The 21,058-nt window shown below is 46.1% G+C and carries 17 protein-coding genes and 3 tRNA genes; 12 read left to right on the forward strand and 8 right to left on the reverse strand.

Translation table 11 applies throughout. From position 1 onward, the window contains the following. From ACTHMC_RS03700 to ACTHMC_RS03710, 3 genes are all read right to left on the reverse strand, one after another. Window positions 1-3,089, reverse strand: a 3,089-nt coding sequence (locus tag ACTHMC_RS03700) for a hypothetical protein (RefSeq protein ID WP_440410920.1), incomplete at its 3' end; no start/stop codon positions are given. Window positions 3,090-3,267: 178 nt separating this feature from the next. Beyond that, window positions 3,268-3,351: transfer RNA gene (locus ACTHMC_RS03705), tRNA-Leu, on the reverse strand. 125 nt (window positions 3,352-3,476) lie between these two features. Further along, on the reverse strand, window positions 3,477-4,640 hold the full coding sequence (locus ACTHMC_RS03710; RefSeq protein WP_440410922.1) for a sensor histidine kinase: 1,164 nt from the start codon (window positions 4,638-4,640) through the stop codon (window positions 3,477-3,479). Window positions 4,641-4,756: 116 nt separating this feature from the next. Between ACTHMC_RS03710 and ACTHMC_RS03715 the strand changes: the two genes are divergently transcribed. The 11 genes from ACTHMC_RS03715 to ACTHMC_RS03765 all read left to right on the forward strand — a co-directional run bounded on the left by ACTHMC_RS03715 (window position 4,757) and on the right by ACTHMC_RS03765 (window position 15,941). Then, window positions 4,757-5,785: a glycosyltransferase family 2 protein gene (locus ACTHMC_RS03715; RefSeq protein ID WP_440410924.1), complete on the forward strand. Its 1,029-nt coding sequence runs from the start codon at window positions 4,757-4,759 to the stop codon at window positions 5,783-5,785. A 44-nt stretch (window positions 5,786-5,829) separates the two neighbouring features. Next, window positions 5,830-6,039 (forward strand): hypothetical protein, encoded by a 210-nt coding sequence (locus tag ACTHMC_RS03720; protein ID WP_440410925.1) that lies wholly within the window; start codon window positions 5,830-5,832, stop codon window positions 6,037-6,039. 130 nt (window positions 6,040-6,169) lie between these two features. Continuing rightward, window positions 6,170-6,242: transfer RNA gene (locus tag ACTHMC_RS03725), tRNA-Gly, on the forward strand. Between the two features lie 69 nt (window positions 6,243-6,311). Then, window positions 6,312-6,396: transfer RNA gene (locus ACTHMC_RS03730), tRNA-Leu, on the forward strand. 227 nt (window positions 6,397-6,623) lie between these two features. Next, window positions 6,624-10,472, forward strand: coding sequence for a hypothetical protein (locus tag ACTHMC_RS03735; RefSeq protein ID WP_440410927.1), 3,849 nt, complete (start codon window positions 6,624-6,626; stop codon window positions 10,470-10,472). A 54-nt stretch (window positions 10,473-10,526) separates the two neighbouring features. After that, window positions 10,527-10,691 carry a hypothetical protein gene (locus ACTHMC_RS03740; RefSeq protein WP_440410929.1) on the forward strand — a complete coding sequence of 55 codons (165 nt, stop codon included), beginning with the start codon at window positions 10,527-10,529 and terminating at the stop codon, window positions 10,689-10,691. A gap of 100 nt (window positions 10,692-10,791) precedes the next feature. After that, window positions 10,792-12,057 carry a serine hydrolase domain-containing protein gene (locus ACTHMC_RS03745; protein ID WP_440410930.1) on the forward strand — a complete coding sequence of 422 codons (1,266 nt, stop codon included), beginning with the start codon at window positions 10,792-10,794 and terminating at the stop codon, window positions 12,055-12,057. A gap of 180 nt (window positions 12,058-12,237) precedes the next feature. Continuing rightward, on the forward strand, window positions 12,238-12,960 hold the full coding sequence (locus ACTHMC_RS03750) for an AAA family ATPase (protein WP_440410931.1): 723 nt from the start codon (window positions 12,238-12,240) through the stop codon (window positions 12,958-12,960). Window positions 12,961-13,188: 228 nt separating this feature from the next. Next, complete coding sequence (locus tag ACTHMC_RS03755; RefSeq protein ID WP_440410933.1) at window positions 13,189-14,475, forward strand: hemolysin family protein; 1,287 nt, start codon at window positions 13,189-13,191, stop codon at window positions 14,473-14,475. 96 nt (window positions 14,476-14,571) lie between these two features. Then, a complete protein-coding gene (locus ACTHMC_RS03760; protein WP_440410935.1) occupies window positions 14,572-15,456 on the forward strand; it encodes an AraC family transcriptional regulator in 885 nt (294 codons plus the stop codon). A 5-nt stretch (window positions 15,457-15,461) separates the two neighbouring features. Further along, window positions 15,462-15,941, forward strand: coding sequence for a DUF983 domain-containing protein (locus tag ACTHMC_RS03765; RefSeq protein ID WP_440410937.1), 480 nt, complete (start codon window positions 15,462-15,464; stop codon window positions 15,939-15,941). A 98-nt stretch (window positions 15,942-16,039) separates the two neighbouring features. Here ACTHMC_RS03765 and ACTHMC_RS03770 read toward each other — a convergent pair whose 3' ends face one another. From ACTHMC_RS03770 to ACTHMC_RS03785, 4 genes are all read right to left on the reverse strand, one after another. Further along, window positions 16,040-16,552, reverse strand: coding sequence for an META domain-containing protein (locus ACTHMC_RS03770; protein ID WP_440410939.1), 513 nt, complete (start codon window positions 16,550-16,552; stop codon window positions 16,040-16,042). A gap of 159 nt (window positions 16,553-16,711) precedes the next feature. Further along, on the reverse strand, window positions 16,712-17,302 hold the full coding sequence (locus tag ACTHMC_RS03775; RefSeq protein WP_440410941.1) for a glycosyltransferase: 591 nt from the start codon (window positions 17,300-17,302) through the stop codon (window positions 16,712-16,714). Between the two features lie 347 nt (window positions 17,303-17,649). Further along, window positions 17,650-18,492, reverse strand: coding sequence for an OmpA family protein (locus ACTHMC_RS03780; RefSeq protein ID WP_440410942.1), 843 nt, complete (start codon window positions 18,490-18,492; stop codon window positions 17,650-17,652). 179 nt (window positions 18,493-18,671) lie between these two features. Then, window positions 18,672-19,133 carry a heme-binding domain-containing protein gene (locus tag ACTHMC_RS03785; RefSeq protein WP_440410945.1) on the reverse strand — a complete coding sequence of 154 codons (462 nt, stop codon included), beginning with the start codon at window positions 19,131-19,133 and terminating at the stop codon, window positions 18,672-18,674. Between the two features lie 75 nt (window positions 19,134-19,208). Here ACTHMC_RS03785 and ACTHMC_RS03790 point away from each other — a divergent pair, with 75 nt between their 5' ends. Beyond that, complete coding sequence (locus ACTHMC_RS03790) at window positions 19,209-19,877, forward strand: FAD-binding oxidoreductase (protein ID WP_440410946.1); 669 nt, start codon at window positions 19,209-19,211, stop codon at window positions 19,875-19,877. A 250-nt stretch (window positions 19,878-20,127) separates the two neighbouring features. On the opposite strand, the gene ACTHMC_RS03795 is transcribed toward ACTHMC_RS03790, so the two are convergent. After that, window positions 20,128-20,961: a hypothetical protein gene (locus tag ACTHMC_RS03795; protein WP_440410948.1), complete on the reverse strand. Its 834-nt coding sequence runs from the start codon at window positions 20,959-20,961 to the stop codon at window positions 20,128-20,130. Window positions 20,962-21,058 lie beyond the last annotated feature (97 nt).

A 21,058-nucleotide genomic window follows, 5' to 3' on the forward strand; every position in this document is an offset into this window, starting at 1 on the left:
TTGGGGCCGATGTGCAACTGTTTGTCGAGCTCTGGAGAATTAATGCCCGTAGTAATTACCGTTAAAGGGGAAAATGACTTTGATTCACATCCGTTTTGTGTAACGATCACCGAATATTCACCTGGGCTGAGAGGTATGTAGCTGGCGCCTGTTGCGCCCGGGATCAGCTGGTTGTTGAGATACCATTGGTTGCCGCTGGCAACAGACGATAACAAGGTATGACCCGTTTGTGAAAGAAAGGGAATGGGAGGTGTTTGGTTCACGGTAACCTTCACGGTATCGTGTGTGATGCATCCGAAAGCATTGGTCACTTTTAGCGCATACTGCGTGGTGCCGGGTGGGGGAGTGGCAACGGGACGGGATTCATTGGTGGAGCTCAGGCCGGTTGCTGGCGACCATTCGTAGGTTATGCCATGACCGCTCAGGTAAGTTCCAATGATGGCAAATTTACCTGCACCGCTGCAAATGGTGGTGTCATTGCCTGCATTGGCAATTCCGATAGAACAATCTGTTGGTTGTGTGTTGAGGCCGTAGATGACCAGGTCTGACCGGTGATCATAGTTAACACCATCGTAGCCCAAATTAACGCCGCCACATATGAGAATCTGCCCGTTTTCTCCGATTGCCATTCCGCCGGCTGTTTCCTGTGTCAGCCCGCTCGTGACGATGGTGTGTGCTCCATCATAACCGAAGGTTTCATCTGCTCTGCCATCACGCGTCAAACGTATCAGCTTTATATATGACTTATCATTGGCTGCATCATCGTCATAGAAATCTTTGAGCAATAGAATTCTTCCATCCTCCTGTACGCATATGCTGAGTATTTCTGTGAATCCAAAACTCCTGACTTTGCAGATACCGTTTTCCCCAAAAGAGTAATCTCTCGATCCGTCTTTCGTGCAACGGACAATAACTGCTCCGGCGCCGGGTTCTGTAGATGTTCCTGCCAGGAGGATTTTGCCATTGGGTTGAAGCCCTACTGCGGTTAACAGGTTGTTATAGTGTGGCGCAACAGTAAAGCTGAGCACGTATCCCTGGTAAAATGTCTGGTCATTGGTGCCATCGGCATTGTAGCGCCGGATTCCGAACATGTTGGACTCTCCTTTGGGCTCGCCACAGAAAATGATCTTGTCGTCTGGCTGAATGAGTAGTCTCCGGTATCTCCCGGTTTCCAGGTAATCCTGTCCGATAAATCCTGGCTCATCGATCATTCCATTATTGCCGAAGGTTTTATCGATACTGCCATCCGTATTGAAACGAATGAGGATATTGGTGCTTGATTTCGGTTCTGGTTTATCGGTAGACAGGGCTACTATGGCTTTTCCGTTTGATTGTATTCCGATGCCTACCGGAGCACGGCCGTAGGCCTCGTTCAGGTATATTTCTTTTTTGCCGTATCTGGCAAATGAAGAATCCGGCTGACCGGATGGCGTGAATCTGAACAGTGTAATACCGCTCTTTCTTTCAAATTTGCTCGTTGCACCAGACAGTACATAGATATTTCCCTGCTGGTCAGTTTTCAATGTGAGCATCTTGGAGTCAAGTTCATGGTAATACATGGTTTGAATATGGACTTCCGAAAGATGCATGTAGGTGAACCCTTCTGTGCCGAAATCAGGATCGGGTTGTCCTGTTGCATTCAGCCTGGTGAGTACAATACTGGAGTAACTGCCATTGCCGGTGATGCCAACGGCCAGTATTTTTTTATCAGGTAATTGCAGCATGTCCATTCCTATGCCATCATAGGCTTCTCCGAAGCCTGCATAATTACTAGCTATTCCATCTGCTCCAAAACTCTTATCGATAACGCCATTGGTCAGGAAGCGCGCAACGGCAAGCTGGTGTCTTCCTGTACCCAGGGCATAACCAGCCATTATTATTTTACCATCAGGGCCAATGGAAGTGGTAATTGTTTCATGATTGGTGCCACTTTCGATTGCTGCCAGTTGTCCGTTTACTCCGAAGCTTCCATCGATGCTCCCGTTTGTATTGTAACGGATAGCGGAGGGTTGTTCAAATCCATTTGCATTGACGGCGGTACCCGGGAACAGGATCTTGCCATCTGCCTGTACCAGGAATTTGTTTTGCCATGGCTGGTAAAAATAATTAGTGGTAGTTGGTACATCCAATACGCCATTCACGCCGAAACCCATGTCTGCCGTGCCATTCAGCTGGTGCTTCGTCATTACAACCGTATCTCTGTCGATGGCCCTTTTATAGGAATGAACGGCCAGATAAAAGGAGTTGCTGTCAGGTGTGATAGCGGCCTGGATAAATCTTGCATCGGTTGACAAAACATTGTATTGCATGATGCCATTCTCTGCGAAGCTGCTGTCTAGTTTCCCACTGGGTTGATAGCAGCGTAACTGAACACGGTTTCCGGGATTACCTGACTGGTAATTATATCCGGTGGCCAGGATTTTTCCGCCACGGAGTAGTGAAAGTGATTGAATATGGAATTCCTGCTGTATTGCAGGTTGCTGAAAGGTGAAATCATTATCTGTTTTCCCATCTCTGGTGTAAGTGAAAAGCTGTTTTGAGGCATTTTGTATGGTGGATACCACCATTCGTCCGTCTGGTAATACAATCATATCCGATACTGCCCCTGTAATGCTGACGGCATTGTTCTTTCCGCTGCCGTTGAAGCTGAGGTCCGGACTACCATCTGGTAAGAAACTCATCAGGGTAATTGCCCAGCTGTTCCATATTGTATATTTGGATTGCCCCAGTGTAACAATGTTGCCATTGCTGAGCTCAGTGATTTTGACCAGTTGATCGATCCAGTCGTCTTCAATATTTACGTACTGAATCCCTCCGGTTCCAAAGTTGTTGTCAATGGATCCATCCGCATTGAATCGCGCGAGAAAGAAGTCGTTACGCGGGAACCAGTTGATGCCGTCTTTGGCAGTGCCGCCGACAATCGTCTTGCCATTCTTTAAAACGATACTGCAGGTAACATCGAAATAAGGGAATCCGACATTCAGTTGAATTTTTCCGGAGTTGCCAAAATAAGGATCAATTTGAACGGGTTGCGCATGACTGTAACTGCTGGCAAGCACAATAAGTAAAATAACTAGGATCTTTTTCATACCGGGGGGTAGGATAGTCTGAAAATGGTGGGCTGACCGGTTGTAAAGTAATAATAAATGCTGAGGATTCAGAGAATCAGCGTAAAATCCACCTGATCCACCTGATCCATCAAGCCGGAAAAGGTGGATTTGACGCAAAAGAAAAAGGTTGCAAGTAATTCCTTACAACCTTTTCGAGTGCCCAGGACAAGATTCGAACTTGCACGTCCTTTCGAACACCACCACCTCAAAGTGGCTTGTCTACCAGTTTCAACACCTGGGCGCCATTCCCTTTCGGGGTTGCAAATGTAAACTCTTTTTCTAATCTGCGAAATTCTTTTTGACTTTTTCGCTAATTATTTTTGAAATAAACCGGTCTGTCTTAATTCATTACGCATGCAACCCTTATCAGAGCTGACTTTTATTCTTCAGCACAATTCTGAAGGTGGTGCCTTTGCCGGGCTCTGAATGTTTTACAAAGAGTTCGCCCCGGTGATATTGCTCGATGATCCGCTTGCTCAGGCTCAGTCCGAGACCCCAGCCGCGCTTCTTGGTGGTGAAGCCGGGTTTGAACACTTTGCTGATATGCTGGCTGCTGATGCCTTTACCAGTATCGGTAACATCGATGATGATATTATTGGGTTGCTGCAGGATCTGTATGCTGATCTGTCCTTTTCCTTCCATGGCATCCAGCGCGTTCTTCAACAGGTTCTCTATCACCCAGTCGAACAGAGGAGGGGAGATGAGTGCGAGTATTTCCGGATTGTTGCCGGTATCCAGACTGAACTGCACTTTGCCGGTGGCGCGCTTGCGGATATATTCTATCATGCTGCCTACCTGCGCCACCAGGTTGTGTTTTTCCAGTTTGGGGGCGCTGCCTATTTTACTGAAGCGGTCGGATACCAGCTTGAGCCTGTCGATATCCTTCTCCAGTTCCGTCACGATCTGTTCATTGGCTTTTTCTTCGCGCAGCATTTCCATCCAGCCCTGCAGGGAGGTGAGGGGGGTGCCCAGCTGATGGGCGGTTTCCTTGGCCATGCCGGCCCATACCTGGTTCTGCGAACTGCGGAAGCTGGTAGTGAGGGCGGTAAGCGTGATGATAATGAACAGGCTGACGATCAGCAGCTGCACCAGCGGATAATACCTGATCTGGTTGAGCAGCGATGTATGCCCGAAATAATAATGATTGATCCGGGTGCTGTCCCGGGGATCGGTCCAGGTAACAGGGCCGTTCTCACTTTGGAATTCTTCTTTCTTTTTTTGCAGCCAGGTACTGTCTTCAGCAATAGAGGCGGAGTCGAGGTTTACATACTGCGTGATCATATCCCTTTCGTCGGTTTCGATGATGGGGATGGTGGTGTTTTCAGTAATGATCATCCCGGCGAGTTTATCGCTGAGACCGGTGGTGTCGTTCATGAGCAGTTTGCCTGCTTCTACCCATTGCTCTACTCTGGCCCTTTCTTCATGGGCGATCTTACGTGCAAGGAACTGTGAATAAAAGATAGTGCCGCTGACGATTGCGATAGCAATGATCGCCAGGCCGGTTCTCCAGTTGAATAGCGGCTGAATCATGCAACTAATATACGTAAAGTTAAATTGCAGGAAGGGCGGTCAGCGCTGGTTTGAACTAATCCGTAAAATAACGTTCCTTTGCATCCGTTATAAAACCTGTAATCAGCGCGCAATACATGTACAGACCGAAAGTATCGATCGTTATTCTCAACTGGAACGGCCGCCGTTACCTGGAGCAATTCCTGCCCGGTGTGATGCATACTACTTATGTCAACAAGGAAGTGGTTGTGATCGATAATGCTTCAACGGATGATTCTGTTGAGTTCCTGCGGGAACAATACCCTGCCGTGAAGATTGTGCTGCTGACGAAGAACTACGGCTTTGCCAAAGGGTATAATGAAGGGCTGAAGGAAGTGGGTGGTGATTACTATGTGTTGCTCAATTCCGATGTGGAAGTGGAGGCAGGATGGGTAGAACCTGTGATCAGCCTGATGGAGTCTGATAAAAGTATCGGGGCCTGTCAGCCTAAACTGCGTCAGTACCAGCATCGCGAGTTGTTTGAATATGCAGGCGCGGCAGGAGGATGGCTGGATTATCTCGGTTATCCATTTGCGAGAGGAAGGATCTTTGATACCTGTGAGAAGGATGAAGGGCAGTACGATGATGCTGCGCCGGTTTTCTGGGCGAGTGGTGCGGCTATGTTTGTGCGGGCAGAACTTTATCACAGGCTGGGTGGCTTCGATGAATTCTTCTTTGCACACCAGGAGGAGATAGATCTCTGCTGGCGCATGCAGCTGGCGGGCTTCCAGGTGTATGTCTGTCCGCAGTCTGTGGTATACCATGTGGGAGGCGGCACCCTGCCGAAGGGTAATTCCCGCAAAGTGTTCCTGAATTTCAGGAATAACCTGGTGATGATGGCCAAGAACCTGCCTGCGGGACAGGCCATTATAAAGATCGCTTACCGTTTCTGGCTGGATGCGGTTTCGGCATTCAAATCGCTGGCGGCAGGAGAGGTAACTTATTTTGTGGCCGTGGTGAAAGCGCATGTTGCATTCCTGTACTGGTTGTTTGTGCATCCGAAAATGGAAAGAAAGGGATTGGATAAAAGGAAAAAGCTAAAAGGCTATTTGCATAAAAGTGTGGTGTGGAGCTACTTTGTGAGGGGTAAAAAAACTTTTGAAAAAATTGTGGCCACAAAATGCTGATTTTAATGAACTGAATTATTACTTTTGCAACGCAATTCACTCATATGGAACAACATCTGGAAGAAAAAGACTACCGCGACAAGGATTTCAAACGCAACTGGGTTAATTCCTCTTCGTTTCTGTTCTATCTGCAGGTATTTTGTGTAATGGCATTTGTACTGGGCGGTTGCTATAACCTGTACAGGCATAGCTATAAAGGAAAGCCTGAAGTAACTATTCAGCCAAGTACTTTGTATACTCCTGAGTACAAATAAAAAAAAGGAGAAAAAAAAGATAGAAAAATTTTGGCCGAATAAAAAAATCCCTATCTTTGCACTCCCAATAACGATTGATAATCAGTTCTTTATAAAAATATCGCTGCTCTCATCAATGAAAGTAGCAAATGCGGAAGTAGCTCAGCTGGTAGAGCATCACCTTGCCAAGGTGAGGGTCGCGGGTTCGAATCTCGTCTTCCGCTCTGAGAAATTCCATTCTACTGAAAATGTGGGATGGAATTTTTTGTTTAGATTCATTCTTGAATTTGAACACCCGGGTGGTGGAACTGGTAGACACGCCGGACTTAAAATCCTGTGGTCCAAAAGGCCGTACGGGTTCGACTCCCGTCCCGGGTACAAATTTTAACAGACAGTAATGGTCACCTCAGGGTGACCATTTTTTTGCGGCTACCTTTTCTGCATTATTACGCTTGTGTCAATTTCTGCACGGTTATAGCCATATTTCTCTCACTTACTCATTGATGATAATTTTGCCTGCTCTCCGATCAGATATTGACAGCATATTACGCTTATCATTAAGCGCAAATTTGTAGTTTTGGATCATCTCTAAACCTCCTGATAATATGGAATTTATTAAAAACAAGCTCCTGTTGTTCGTTCTTTCCTGCTTTTCCCTGTTGAAACTTTCCGCGCAAAACAAAGCTATCATACCAACTACACCGGAGGCTGCGGCTTTCACCAAAGTGGTGAATGTGCCGGTAAACCTGAATTCAGGATTGCCCAATATTTCTGTACCTGTCTGGAACCTGGAGGTTGGAGGTTTGTCGCTGCCTGTTTCCCTGGATTATCATGCCGGTGGATTCCGGATCAATGAAAAAAGCGGCAGGCTCGGCCTGGGTTGGAACCTGAGTACGGATATCCAGATCACCAGGAACATCAATGGACAGGATGATTTTGGTGGGACATTGGGATATGGGGGCGTATCTAAAATCAGACCTCATAGTATAAATGGAATAGATAACCCCCCGGTTTTCACCAACAATGAATTGTATTATATGGCCAATGGGGAACGGGATGGAAAACCCGACAAGTTCAGTTTCCGGTTGCTGAACAAAAGCGGATCATTTTATATGGTAAGGAATATAGATGGCAATGGCTATTATTTTGTTCCTGCGCCATTTGAAAACCTCAAAATAACTTATTCCAATAACCAGTTCCGCATTGTTGACACTGATGGCACTGTATATCTTTTCGGAACTACAGCTCCGGTTGTCAACTGGGAAGACCTTGGGAGTACCGCAAGGGAATACTCCAGCGATGCACAGGGGCTCTTTTTGACCACTACCTGGAAATGCATCCGCATCATCAATGCCGCAAGCACTGAAACGCTTGAGTTTAATTATGTGACCAAAGCCGAGACAAAGTCGCTTTTCCAGCCGGATTATGTAACATTTTACAACGACGAGAATCAATGTCAGGGACATCCGGCATTTATTATGTACCCCTATCTTTTTCCAAACAGTACTGCTATTTCCAGCCAAACTACCATGAACGGTTTATTGGGAGTGGCTGCCTTTTTCCGGTTGGGTTCTCCCAAATACATCGAATACGCGCATGGCTTTTCCAAATTTTTCAAGATGATATGGAAAAATCCGGCAACCAACCAGATGGAAGTAAAGAGTTATGATGCCACCTGGGATGCCTGGCCAGGCAGAAGAAGCGCTAATACAATACGTGGTGTAACTCTTTCGTCTATTACCTGGAGAGGGGGCAGCATTGAATTCACAGGTGTTGAACAGTTGACAGCTATTACCATCAGGGCCGGAGGCCAGGAAGTGAAGACGGCAAACCTCCATCAGACATTGACCTCCACTCCAAATATCTCTACTGCCCGTGTTTATAATGGAACAGGTTTCAATGGCACGCTCTACCTGGATTCTGTCCGTTTTTCAGTAAACGGAACTCCTTATGAACGGTATGGATTCCTTTACAAGAATAAAACATGCTTCGGAGATCACCTGAAAGGTTCTGATGCCTGGGGCTATACCAATACAAGAACAATGGAAATAGCAACGGCGAGTGTGATCCAGGCATGGCATTTCCCTGTGATCGAATTCAATCAGATGTACTCCCCGCCTTCCTGCACTTCCCCTGAAAATATTACCGTTAAGATAGATGGTTATGGAGATGAATATCCCGACGAAGAATTGATGCAAAACGGCATGTTGACAAGAATGCTGTACCCCACCGGCGGGTATGTGGATTTTGATTATGAGGCCAATCGTTTCGAGTCCCGAACATTTGATGAATTGGGCGAAGCCAAAAGGTCTTTGTTCGGTGGCGGACTAAGAATCAGTAAAATCAATTTTTATGATGGTATAAAAAACCTTCCGGTAAAACAGAAGTATTACACTTATGGAGAAACTGAGAACGGAGATGGACAATTGCTCAATCCGCCACCCATTCAGTTTGTAAATGGCAAGATGCTTTTCGGTAACTATAAATTCACGCAGGATATTTACTACGGGTTTGCCTCTGTCCCCATGTCAGGCGGACCTGGTAATGATGATTTTCCTCCCCTGGTAACTTCTGCCTGCTATGCGTCATCCTGTGTGGAGTTGATCAAAAAAGAAACCAAAACAACTATTCTTCCCTGTTCCGCGCTGGGTTTTGAATATGGGTCCGGTTCTTCCATCTATTACACGAAAGTGACCGAGTATGAAATGGACTATGGAAAGCAATCGGGAAGAACTGTTTACAATTATTATCCTGTAAATGAATTCAACACCACCATGGCTTCGCAGCCACTTCAAACAATGATCAGGAACAATACGGATGAGAAGATGTTGCAGGAAACCTGGTTTTACGGCAAGCCAAAATCTGTTGAGCAGTATGCAATGGTTGATGGGAAATATTATTTACGCAACAGGAAGTCTTATCAGTATACTCCTTACTATTTCCCTTATGCCCCCAGTGTGCATTACTCCTATCTCGCTAATCTGTATTCTGTAGGTGGTGTAAGCTCAACAGGAAAACCTTCCAACCTGTATATCGATGATAAAGGCGGGTTAATTGGCAATATCAGACCCGTTTATTCGGATTTTAATACAGGTTATGGTTTTATACCACTGGGAGCACTCAGGCTTACAAAAGAAGAGGAAGAAGTTGTTGATGAAAACAATAATCTGTTGAAAACCACTACAGATTATATGTATAACAACGATCGTATGCTGCCTTCATTGATCCAGACTTCAAACAGTAAAAATGAAGTGTTCAGGAAAACGATCAAATATGCCTATGATTATCCTGGCGATCTCACTTACATTGAAATGAATGAGAAGAATATGATCAGTCAGGTGATCGAAGAGATCGTTGTAAAAGGGGCGATGCCAGGGCCGCAGGTTGAACTGACCAGGGTAAAGAACAATTACGCCAAATTCAACAATAATTTTTACGCCCTGTCTTCCAAACAAAGCTCCACTAAAGGTGGTCAGCTGGTTACGGATATCACTTTTAAAGAGTATGACAGCTTTGGTAATCTCCTGGAAGTGATCGACAGGTCAGGTATCCGTAAATCCTATGTCTGGGGGTATTCCAACAGGTTCCCAGTTGCTGAAGTGACAGGCGCTACACAAACGCAAATTCAGGCTGCGGGCCTTTTGCAGACTGTGCTGAATTCCCCGCTCTCCAATGCCGCCCTGTTCACGGAACTGAATAAACTGAACAGCTTGTCCGGCGGACTTATTCAACGTACTAAATATGCCTACAAGCCATTTGTTGGTATCAGTGAAGCAACGAATGTCAATGATCTGCATACAAAATATGAATATGATCAGTTTAACAGACTGACTACTATTTACGATAACAACAATCATATCCTCAAGCAAATGGAATATAGTAACCTGATCACTTCTTCCGATTATTTTACCAGCAGGGGATATGTGAACCGTCCGGTAATGCTGACGCAGGGATATTGCAAACCGTTACCACCCATGGCCCCGTATACACCCGCCAATAATCACTATATTTTAGGTGGAACGCATATCGGGTTGACCCAAAAAAGCATTGATACTTATGTAACCAATCTGTTGCTGAGTACCCTGGGTTCGGGTCATACGATGGCTGAATGCTTTAATACTCCCAACTGGCCAGTAGGAGGCATACGCCTTGTTACCACCATGGATATTCCACCAAAGCCAAAGCCTGAAAGGATCAAGGTGGATATTCTTCAGGGAGGTTCTGTGGCTGGCAGTTTGCGTTATGGCCTTACTGATACAGAACAAAATCATGGTTACTTCTTTGAAGGCACTTACCAGCTCGGAATTAGCTATGATCCCATCTATAGAGGGAGGACGGTAAAGTTCTACGTCAGTTCTTCAGACGGACAGCCAGGCTTCTGGGCTTATAACGGCACAATCATCGAAATAAAAAAAGGCGTGATGTATACTATCAATGCCACCACCAATATGTAACGGCTTATCGCCCAAGTAAAAAAAGCCTGGCCACTTTATGGTCAGGCTTTTTTCTTGTGCCGCTTTAATCCCAGGCTGAGGATCACCAAACCCGTTACCATCGATGGCAAGAAGAGGATCACGCAGAATTCAAATGGCGTGAATATGGTTGCCGGTCCATTCGATAAGAACCTGAACCTCCATTGGTTTCCTGCCTTTCAGCGGTTCGCCGGTGATTGAGAAAGTTTGTTGCCGGACCTGCTGCTGTCTGGGCATTCTGGCGAAAAAGAGCTATTTTAAGGATAGTTTCCATTTAAGCAGCGTAAACAATAAGCCTCCAATGAAAAAAATAATCATTTCCATTCTGCTCTCAGCATTTTGTTTGATAGAACTGATCGCGCAACCAATACATGGAAGATCTCCACTTCCTGTGATTCATGAAAATGTAAATGTACGGATCGATTCCCTGCTGAGAACACTGACGGATTCCGGTAAAACAGCCGGACTGTCTGCCCTCATTTTCGAAAACGGAAAAGAAGCCTACTTTAACGCGTACGGATTTGCAGACCGCGAAGCGAATATTTCCATGGACCGTAATACCATCGTCCGCATCTTCAGTATGACAAAACCCGTGACCGGCGTTGCATTGATGCAGTTGTTCGAGCAGGGGAAATTCAAGCTGGATGAGCCAGTATCTAAATATGCTCCTGAGTTTGCCAATATGAAAGTGTATAAAGGAGTGGATGCAAACGGGAATATGATACTCGAATCTGCCAAACGCCCAATCACCATCCGCGATATAACCCGGCATACAGCTGGATTTGCAGCCATGGATATTCCTGCGCTGGCTGAGCTGGTGAAGAAGGCTGATGCTTTCAATCCAAACAATACCCTGGCGCAGATGGCGGCTAAATTAGCAAGCATACCACTGCAGTTCCATCCGGGGGATGAATGGTTATACGGCCCTTCTGTTGACGTACAGGCATACCTGGTAGAACGGATTTCCGGAAAGCCTTTCGATAAGTACCTGCAGGAGAATATCTTCAATCCGCTTGGGATGAGTAATACGCATTATATGGTTCCGGAAAATGACAGAAAGAGATTTGCTGCAATTTATTTTCTCGGTAAAGATGCAAAGCTTTCCCGTGTTCCCGATGAACAGGCCAATACCTTCAATACAAGTGACCGGACCCTGAAGCCAGGAGGCTGGGGTCTTACGTCTACCCTTGATGATTACACTAAGTTCGCCCAGATGCTGGTCAATGGTGGCCGGCTGGGCAAAGCAAAGATTTTAAAACCTGAAACGGTCAGGTTAATGGCAACCAATCAATTGCCTGATACCATCACCAAACGGAGCTGGTTACCGGGCAAAGGAAATGTTGGTTTTGGGATTGATTTTGCCGTGCGCGTAGGACCACCCAAAACTAAAGAAGAGAACCATGGTGTTACCGGTGAGTTTTACTGGGATGGAGCCGCCAGTACACTCTTCTGGGTTGATCCTGTAAACAAGGTAACAGCTGTGTTGTTCACGCAGTTGTTCCCGTATGACCCGATACAATTGCATAAAAAATTCAGGGATGCGGTGTATGGGAATTATATACCTTAAGTATTATTATCGGTGCATTTACCGCATTATACCCTTCATTTGACAAAGACGCACCCGTTCCTCCTGTTGGCGTGTAGTCATAGGAAATAAACATTTGCACTGCGCTAACGGTAGCTGTTTGTATCTTGCGGCCTGATCCCCGCCGGCAACCCGGAACGGAACTGAAAATGCAGTCGATTTATGAGTATTTACGATCTGATTATCAATGATAAGGAACAGGTAAAACTGGAAGATGTTATCCTGAAAGAAGAAAGCAGGAAGAATATCCTCCAGCTGATAAAGGAACATAAGTACATAGAAGAATTGCATAAATACGGTCTTCCGGTAAGCAACAAGCTGATGTTGCACGGAAGTTCAGGTTGCGGTAAGACCACCACTGCCAAAGCAATTGCCAATGCTCTGGGCAGGCCCATCATGATCCTCAACCTCAGCAATGTGATCAACTCCCGCATCGGTGAAACATCCCAGAACATGAAGCAGATTTTCGATAAGGCAGCCAGGGAAAGGGCGGTACTTTTCCTGGATGAGTTTGATCAGATCGGCAAATCAAGGGATAACAGTGAACAGGATGTAGGGGAGATGAGACGCCTCGTAAACACCATCATTCAGCTTATCGATTATTTCCCGGATAAGTCGCTGCTCATCTGTGCCACCAATCACCCGGAGATCATCGACAGCGCTCTGCTGCGACGTTTCCAGTTTTCCATTTCCTATGAAATGCCGGATGATGCACAGCTGGATAAATACTACGACCAGTTACTTGAGAAGATGCCTGAGCATTTACGCCGCATCAACAGGAAATACACTATTTCTTTTGCGCAGGCTAAAGATGAGGCTTATACGCAGGTGAAGAGAGGCTTGCTGGAAGAACTGGAAGCCAGAGAACAAGCTGTTGTAGCGTGATCATTTCATCGAGGGCATCTCGTCTAACGTGATCAAATACCCGCTGGCAAACATCTTCTTCCACAGGTCCGGCGAATTATGAGTGGCCTGCCTGGTGTAATCTCCATACCAGGTCATGAACCAGCTCCAAGCAGCTTTAGTACGGGAATGCCATTGCGGCCCCACCAGGTTTTTGCATCGTTGATGGGCTCATCATTATTGTACCAGGCGTAATTCCTGTTGCAATGCATGAAATTCAGTCCAATTACAGCAGGCTCCTTGCCTGTATTTTCATATGCGGCAAATTTTTCAATGAGCGAGATCGCGCTTGTGTCTTCGCGTAAATTCAAACTGGAAGCTGCAGCCCGCAAGGGTAACAGTAATGCGCGAAAGGCCCTGGAGCTGTCCAATAATCCGAATACTTTCCTCAGCACCGTGCAGATCGGCATTACGCTGATCGGAATACTGACGGGTATATTTTCCGGAGATACCATCACTGTGAGCCTGCGGCAATCCATTGAAAAGATAGATATGCTGAGGCCTTATGCCAATACTATCGCGGTAGCTGCTGTGGTGGTTGCCGTGACCTTCCTGTCTATCGTTTTCGGGGAGTTGCTGCCCAAAAGGATCGGACTGATGTTCCCGGAAAAGATCGCGGCAGCGCTTGCAAAGCCCATGATGCTGATTTCCATTATTACCCGGCCATTCATCTGGCTGCTCACCATCACCAATGATCTGTTCCTTGCTTTATTCGGATTGAAAGGACAGAAAGAAGGGATCGTAAGCGAAGAAGAGATCCGCGCCATTGTACAGGAAAGCGCCGAAGGCGGCGCCATTGAAGAGATCGAGCAGAGCATCGTGCAGCGGGTATTTGCACTGGGCGATCGCCGTGTGAATGAACTGATGACGCATCGCGGAGACCTGATCTGGTTTGATCTGAACGATGACCTGAAGACCATCAAGAGGAAGGCCGGCGCTGAAAAGCACTCGGTATATGTAGTGTGCCGCGACCAGAACCTGGATAAGCTGGCGGGAATCGTTTCTGTAAAAGATATCTTCCCGGACGAGCTGACCAATGAAACTTTCAATCTTTCGCAATACCTCAAATCACCGCTGATGGTACATGAGTCAACTCCCGCTTACAAGGTACTGGAAGAGTTCAAGCTAAAGCAGATCCACTATGCAGTGGTGATCGATGAATATGGCATCCTGCAGGGCATGGTGGCCATGGATGATGTGCTGGACGCCCTGTTGGGAGATTCCACGGAATATAACCAGGAGGAATACAGCATCATACAGCGGGATGACAAGAGCTGGCTCGCAGATGGACAATACCCATTCTTTGAATTCTTACATTATTTCGGACTGTCCGAAGAAGATGCCGCTCAGTCCTACAATACCCTCGGTGGCTTATTCCTTGACCTGGCCGGACATATACCTGTTTCCGGAGAAAAGGTAAGATGGCAGGATTTTACCTTTGAAGTAATGGATATGGATGGGCCAAGGATCGATAAACTGATGATCTCCAGAAAATAGTACTTTTTCTGGATCAGTAAAAAGTACCACAAGTTCCCTGAATTCTACCTCCACAGCCATGATACTATTCATAGCTTTGTGATAGAAATCAAGGTTATGGCAAAACAGGCCCTTCCCACTTACAGTATATGTGCAATTGCCGATACGCCCGTTACGAAGAACGACTTCATGACGGACCGGTTCGGGCACTATCTTGAAGCGCATAAGGACCTGTTCTTTCCGCACAAGCATTCATTTTACCACCTGGTATATTTTACCGAAGTCATTGGAAGCCATTCCATCGATTTTATAAATTTCCCGGCTGAGCCTGGTCAGATCTATTTCATGACCCCGGGCCAGGTACATGCCTGGCATTTCAAAAGCAAAGCGGAAGGGTATATCATCAATTTCTCAGACAACTATATCCATAGTCTGCTGATGAATGCGCGCTACCTGGATCAGTTCTCTTTTTTTTCCGGGAATGCTGCAGAGCAGGTGGTGCAGATACCTGCACGCGAAAGAAAGGGAGTGGAGCAACTACTGGAGATTATCCTGAAAGAAGACAAAGCAGGTGGTGAACTGAAAGATGATTTCATCCGTACGGCCATGATCCAGCTTTTCATCCAGGTGAACAGGCTGATGCTACCGAAAGAGAAAGCGCCTGCCGCCAGTTATAATTCCGTGCTGCTGAAAAATTTCCAGAAACTCATCGAGCTTCATTTCAGGGAAAAGAAGCTGACAAGGGATTATGCGGCTATGCTTTTTGTTACCCCCAATCACCTGAATGCTTTGAGCAAACATGTAACGGGTAAACCGGCAGGGGAACTGATCCGCGACCGGATTGTGCTGGAAGCAAAAAGACTGCTGGTGAATGCGGGCATGAGTATCGCAGAACTGGCTGCAGAACTGGGCTTTGAGGATAATTCTTATTTCACGAAATTCTTCCGGAAATACACCGGGCAAACACCCGAGTCATTCCGTAAATCCATACTCGAAAAATAGTTTTTATGATGTCACATACCAATGATATGAACATAGCAGGAGAGGAGAAAGCCCCCAGTGTTCTCAATCTTTTAAAATGTAAATGTCCCAGGTGCAGACAGGGAGATATGTTTGTGAACAGCAATCCATGGGCTTTGAAAACAACCATGAAAATGCACCAGGTTTGTCCGGTTTGCGCACAACCCCTGAATATTGAAGTTGGCTTCTATTACGGATCCAGTTATGTGAGTTATGCGTTTTCCATTGCCATCAGTGTGGCCACTTTCGTTGCATGGTGGGTACTGATCGGTTTCTCCGTGTACGATAACCGTTTTTTCTGGTGGCTTGGCTTCAATTCCGTTCTATTGATCTTATTGCAACCCTACCTGATGCGGGTTGCCCGTACCGGCTGGCTGGCTTTCTTTGTGCGGTACAACAAGAACTGGAGGACCAACCCTCCTGAACCACTGGAGCGGACCAACAAGAGCCAGGAGAATAACTGGTAAAAAATACCTGTCAATTTTCAGGTTGTGCAGAACTGAGGCGAAACAAAGATCCCCGAAAGCAGATTGCTCCGGGGACCTCTTATCCTTCACTTTAAAAATTACTGCATAGTTACTCTTACAAATCTGGCGAGCGGGGCCATTTTGGCTTTGTTCAGCACCAGGGTATCGCCAATCACGAAATAATTGTCAGCGGCCTCCAGGGCTTTGGTGAACTGGTTCTCGATATCAAGTGCAGGGCATGCCATCTGTGTGGAAATAAGGTTGCCTACTTTGATCCTGTTGGGGCTTTTCAGCTCGTACTGACCACCAAATCCGTTACAGCCACCGTTTCCATTAACCTGGTTTTCGGCTGTCTTGAAAATCACATGCGGTTCCTTCATGAATGTACTGTCAGGCTTGACTGGCTTTCCATTGATCTCGGTCAGTTTCCAGTATTTTTCTGTCAATCCGGTGCTGTCTGATGGAAGGGCAGCAACAGCGGGAGCAGGAGCCGGGAGGTTGCTGGTTGTAGTGTCTGGTGTTGGTTCCTCCGCTGGTTTGGTGGCATCATTACAACTGAATGCTGCAATTACACAAAAAGAAATGAATACAGGTACAATGGTCTTCTTCATGTTATCACTTTTTGGTTATATCAAAAGTATCCAATAGGGAGCAATAACCAATTGTTTTCGTTGCACGCTCCAGATGAAGAAATCAAAATGAGCCGTTCCGTCCGGCCCCCGGAAACGGCTGTTAATTCGGATTGACGGACAATGGCCGGATCACTTTTCTTAATCCTTCAAATGCATCGCGGAAAAGTGAAGCGCTTTTTCCCTGGCTGCCACAGCAAAACGGAAATATGTTTTATTATCTGAACAGAGCTCGCGGATAGCCCCTAATAATCTGTTTTCCTGGTCGGGATTGATATGATAACCTTCCTTGCCATCGGTAACGATGCTGAATTTCCCTTCATAGTCCGGAACTATCACAGGCCTTCCACAGGCCATAGACTCCAGGATATTGCGGTCTGAATGCGTTGGATCCTCCCTGTTAGAAGAAAGATCAAGCACCAGATGGGCTTCCTGATAAAAAGATAGATGATCTTCCTGTGCGCCATAGACTATACAATTCGCGGGAACCATGCCTGCTCCGCTGAAGAAGGTGGAGCTGTCTGCTTTTTCATCCAGTACCAGCCTGAACCGGATCATCGGGAGCTTGCGGGCGATATTTAAAAAATGCTGAATGGCATAACTGTCGTTCAGGGAGCTCAGCATCAGGATGGTGCAGGCGGTGCCGAGATGAGGGATATCAATACTGAATGCTTTGCGGAACCAGGCCTCTTCAGCACTGGTGAATACCGCTTTTGATCCTGACTTTTTCATATGCAATTGATTGACTTAATAGGCAGTTTCTATTATTATGCCAGCCAATTGTGCATATGTAATTGTTTGATAATTAAAAGAAAATGAAAATGCAAAAAAATGAACAAGTCTATGGATGGGATGGGATTTCCATTTGAGGGAAAGTAGGTTTCGAGGAGTCTGAAGGAACTATCCTGAGCAACCGGATTTGATTTCCTCAGTGTGTCTGCCAGTCTCTCGCTTCCCCGCGAGTGAACGCATATGAAATTCGCCTCTGGCGAACCAGTCAGGTGTAACACCCGGTTGGTTCGCCAGAGGCGAAAAAATTGAAGTAACCCGCCGGAGGCGGGCAACTGGGAAATCCCTGATTATTTAATTACAATTTCCACCCTCCGGTTCTTCGTTTTTCCATCTTCAGATTTATTACTGGCCACCGGAGCCAGTGATGCCACTCCCTGTGCAGTCACCTGTGCTTTATTCACGCCAAATTTGGTGGTCAGTTCATTTACTACCGAGGCGGCCCGCTCTTTAGACAAAGCCAGGTTTCTATCGAAACTTCCTGTATTATCTGTATGCCCCACAATGTAAACATTTACTGGATTGGCTTTCAGGAAGCCGGCGATATTGGTGAGTGTAGGGGCAGACTCCGCTTTGATCACTGATTTGTCCGTATCGAAATAGATGCCATAAAAGCTGACCCTGCCTTCGGCATTCAGGTTGTTTTTGATATCATCCACGGTCATAACAATATCCTGGTTCATCGGCACCTCTTTGATGCTGGATACAGTGTAGTTCCCGATACCGTCCGTTTGTACTCTGATCCAGTAAGTGTCTCCGCCCTGTTTAAGTTTAAAGAACACTTTGTCCTTATAGAAATCATCGTAGAACACTTCTGCACCTCCTTTCTGTTTTACGGCGTTTTTGAAATTGTTAAGGATCTGCAGCGGGGAGGGGCCTTTCTGGAATTCACCCTGAAATTTGAAGGTCATGCTTTCGAGGGCGCCTTCTTTTTTTACTACCACATAACCGGAACTGCTTTTCTTATCAGGCGTGTAAATGTCCAGCTGATCAAAATCACTTTGCCTGACCGAATATTTGTCTACCAGGAAATCCGGCATAGTGGAAAAAAGGGAATGATTGCTGACAATGCTTTGTGCGAAGGTGGATTGTATGGCAAGAGCGGTCAGAAACAAGAGGCAGATCTGTTTCATGGAATACTTGTTTTGAAATGAAGAATTGGTTTACCAGTATGAACCCTTTAATTGGTCGCCAAAGCCAGCGAGAAGTAACAAGTGGTTCAATAATCAGCAGATCTTTCGTCATTAATAACAGAGACGTTCATCATTTTTAATTGTTGTTGCAACGCCGTGTGGTGGCTGTTGATGTTTGATCAGAAGGCGCTGTCTTTTTTGATCTCCGTTCTCACTTGCCTGGCCCAGTTGATAAGGGTGTTTTTTTCTGCTTCCGTGAGTTTGGCATCTTTATGTGCCCAGGTATAAGAGGCGAGTGGCATTTCGTTTTTTTCCACCATTTCTATCACTTCTTCCATTTTATGATCCGCCCTTTTATAGGAGTAGCTGGTGAAAGTGGAAAAGTTCAAATGGCGTTTACCGTCTTTGACATGGCTGGCGAGCCACCAGGCCATGGGCTGGATATTGCTGTACCAGGGGTAGTTGGTGTTATTGGAATGGCAATCGTTACAGGCTTTCTGCAGAATGGCGTTCACGTCAGCCGGCACTGTGTATTTGGTGGCGATGTCAGTGGTAGCTGTCGTTGCGGCAATATTCTTTTCCGGCCTGAAGAACTGAATGATAACCAGGGCCAGTAAGAGTAACCAGAAGAACTTTTTCATAATGCAGATTTATCTCCAATATAGAGAATATTGCTGAGCGATGAATCGAAAAAATCAGTAGCTTGCTATACGACTATGGAGAAACACATTGTTAAGATCCTGTCAGTCACCGGGGTTACTCATGATGTAAAAAGCTTTCGTATTGAGAAACCGGCCGGTTACCGGTTCACACCGGGCCAGGCCACAGAAGTGTCTGTAAACAAACCCGGATGGGAGGAGGAAAAAAGGCCATTCACCTTCACTTCCCTGAACGATGAGCCCACACTCGAGTTCACCATCAAGGGGTATAAGGACCATAACGGTGTCACTAACCTGATCCATCAATTAGTGGAAGGTGATCAGTTGATCATCCGTGATGTGTGGGGCGCTATTGAATATAAAGGCCCGGGATATTTTATAGCAGGCGGTGCGGGCATCACACCATTCATCGCAATCCTGCGGCAATTGAAAAAAGATGGCCAGGCTTCGGGGAATGTGTTGTATTTTTCCAACAAGACAGCCCTGGACGTGATCCTTGAAGATGAACTGTACGGGATCCTGGGTACAGACGCTCATTTTATCCTGAGTAAGGGTGATACCCCTGGATACGAGCATGGATATATCAACAAGGCATTCCTGGATACCAATGTGACCGATCTTCGCAAACACTTTTCTGTTTGCGGTCCCGATAAAATGATTTCAGATGTCAATGGCGCACTGGAGCAAATGGGTGTTCAGCCCGATGCTGTAGTGTTTGAAAAATAAAAAGCCGCTCTGTCTTGAGCGGCTTTTGCCTTTAAGGGTGTTGTTGTTTTTAGTGGCTATACCCAACGGCTCGTACTCTCACGAGCTTCCGTCAGGTGGAATTCCTGTAACCGGTCAATCAATATTTCTTTTAAAAAGATTTTACCCGCTTCACCGGCCTGGTGAGGGGCATTTTCGCGAATGGAAATCAGGGAGTGAACAGTAATTTAATCATTTTTTTTTTACATATGTATGAACCGGGGCAGGTATTTTATTTCCTGTATTCATACCGGATCTTGCCGATAAGTGTCTTGTCCTTTGAATAACATTCGTCTTGCTGCTTCAGTCCTTTTTCATCATACGTGTAGAACCATTTCTGGTAATCACCCGTGCCTTCGCTTACCACCAGCATTGTAGCCATACGCCCCTTACCATCGTATTCAAAGATATAATCAGGCAGCAGGCGTTGTGCTTTTACATTGAACCGGACAATATCGGTGAGGCGATGCTGGTTATCGTAATAATAAAAAAATGTAGGCAGTTCCTTCCCTTTGAATGTACTTTTCTCTTCGGCAAGGTCGCCGTTTTCATCATACACGAAGCTCACGAAAGTGGAATCGACGTTGTTCTTGATCTTCAGCATCCTTTCCGGTTTGTTACTGCCGTTGTAAGTCCAGATATGCTCTTCGCGCAGCAAAACCTGTCCGGATGAACTGGAATGACTGATGATCCTGCTGAGTTTACCAGAGGGGAGATAGTAATATTCCACTTTTATCTTATTGCCATCTGTAGTGTCAGTAGTGGATTTCAGCAATCCTTTGGCGTCGTATTCCGAAATATTTCGACTTTCCCCGGATAGACCGGTATTGGTAACGGTGGTAAGGGTAGTGGCATTTGGACTGATCTCCTGCTGGCTGGTGAATCCTTCAATGGGCTGATTATTGCCGTCAAGGCTTATAAACTGCACCGATTTCACCTGTTCCTGCCTGAGCAGCTCCCTTCTTTTCATGGTTTCCGCAGTCACCAGCAGGTCGTTATAATAAAACTGGCTGAATCCTGTGTTGAGGCAAAACATTCCCAATACGATCAATGTAAGTGCTTTCATATACGGTTATTAACGCGGGCGGCCTGTCTTTCTGCGCGGCGCCCTCAAAATTTTCTGTAAAATAGTGTCTTTCCTTATTTTTAGAAAAAATAACCCT

Source organism: Pseudobacter sp. (genome assembly GCF_051955275.1).
GTDB lineage: Bacteria > Bacteroidota > Bacteroidia > Chitinophagales > Chitinophagaceae > Pseudobacter.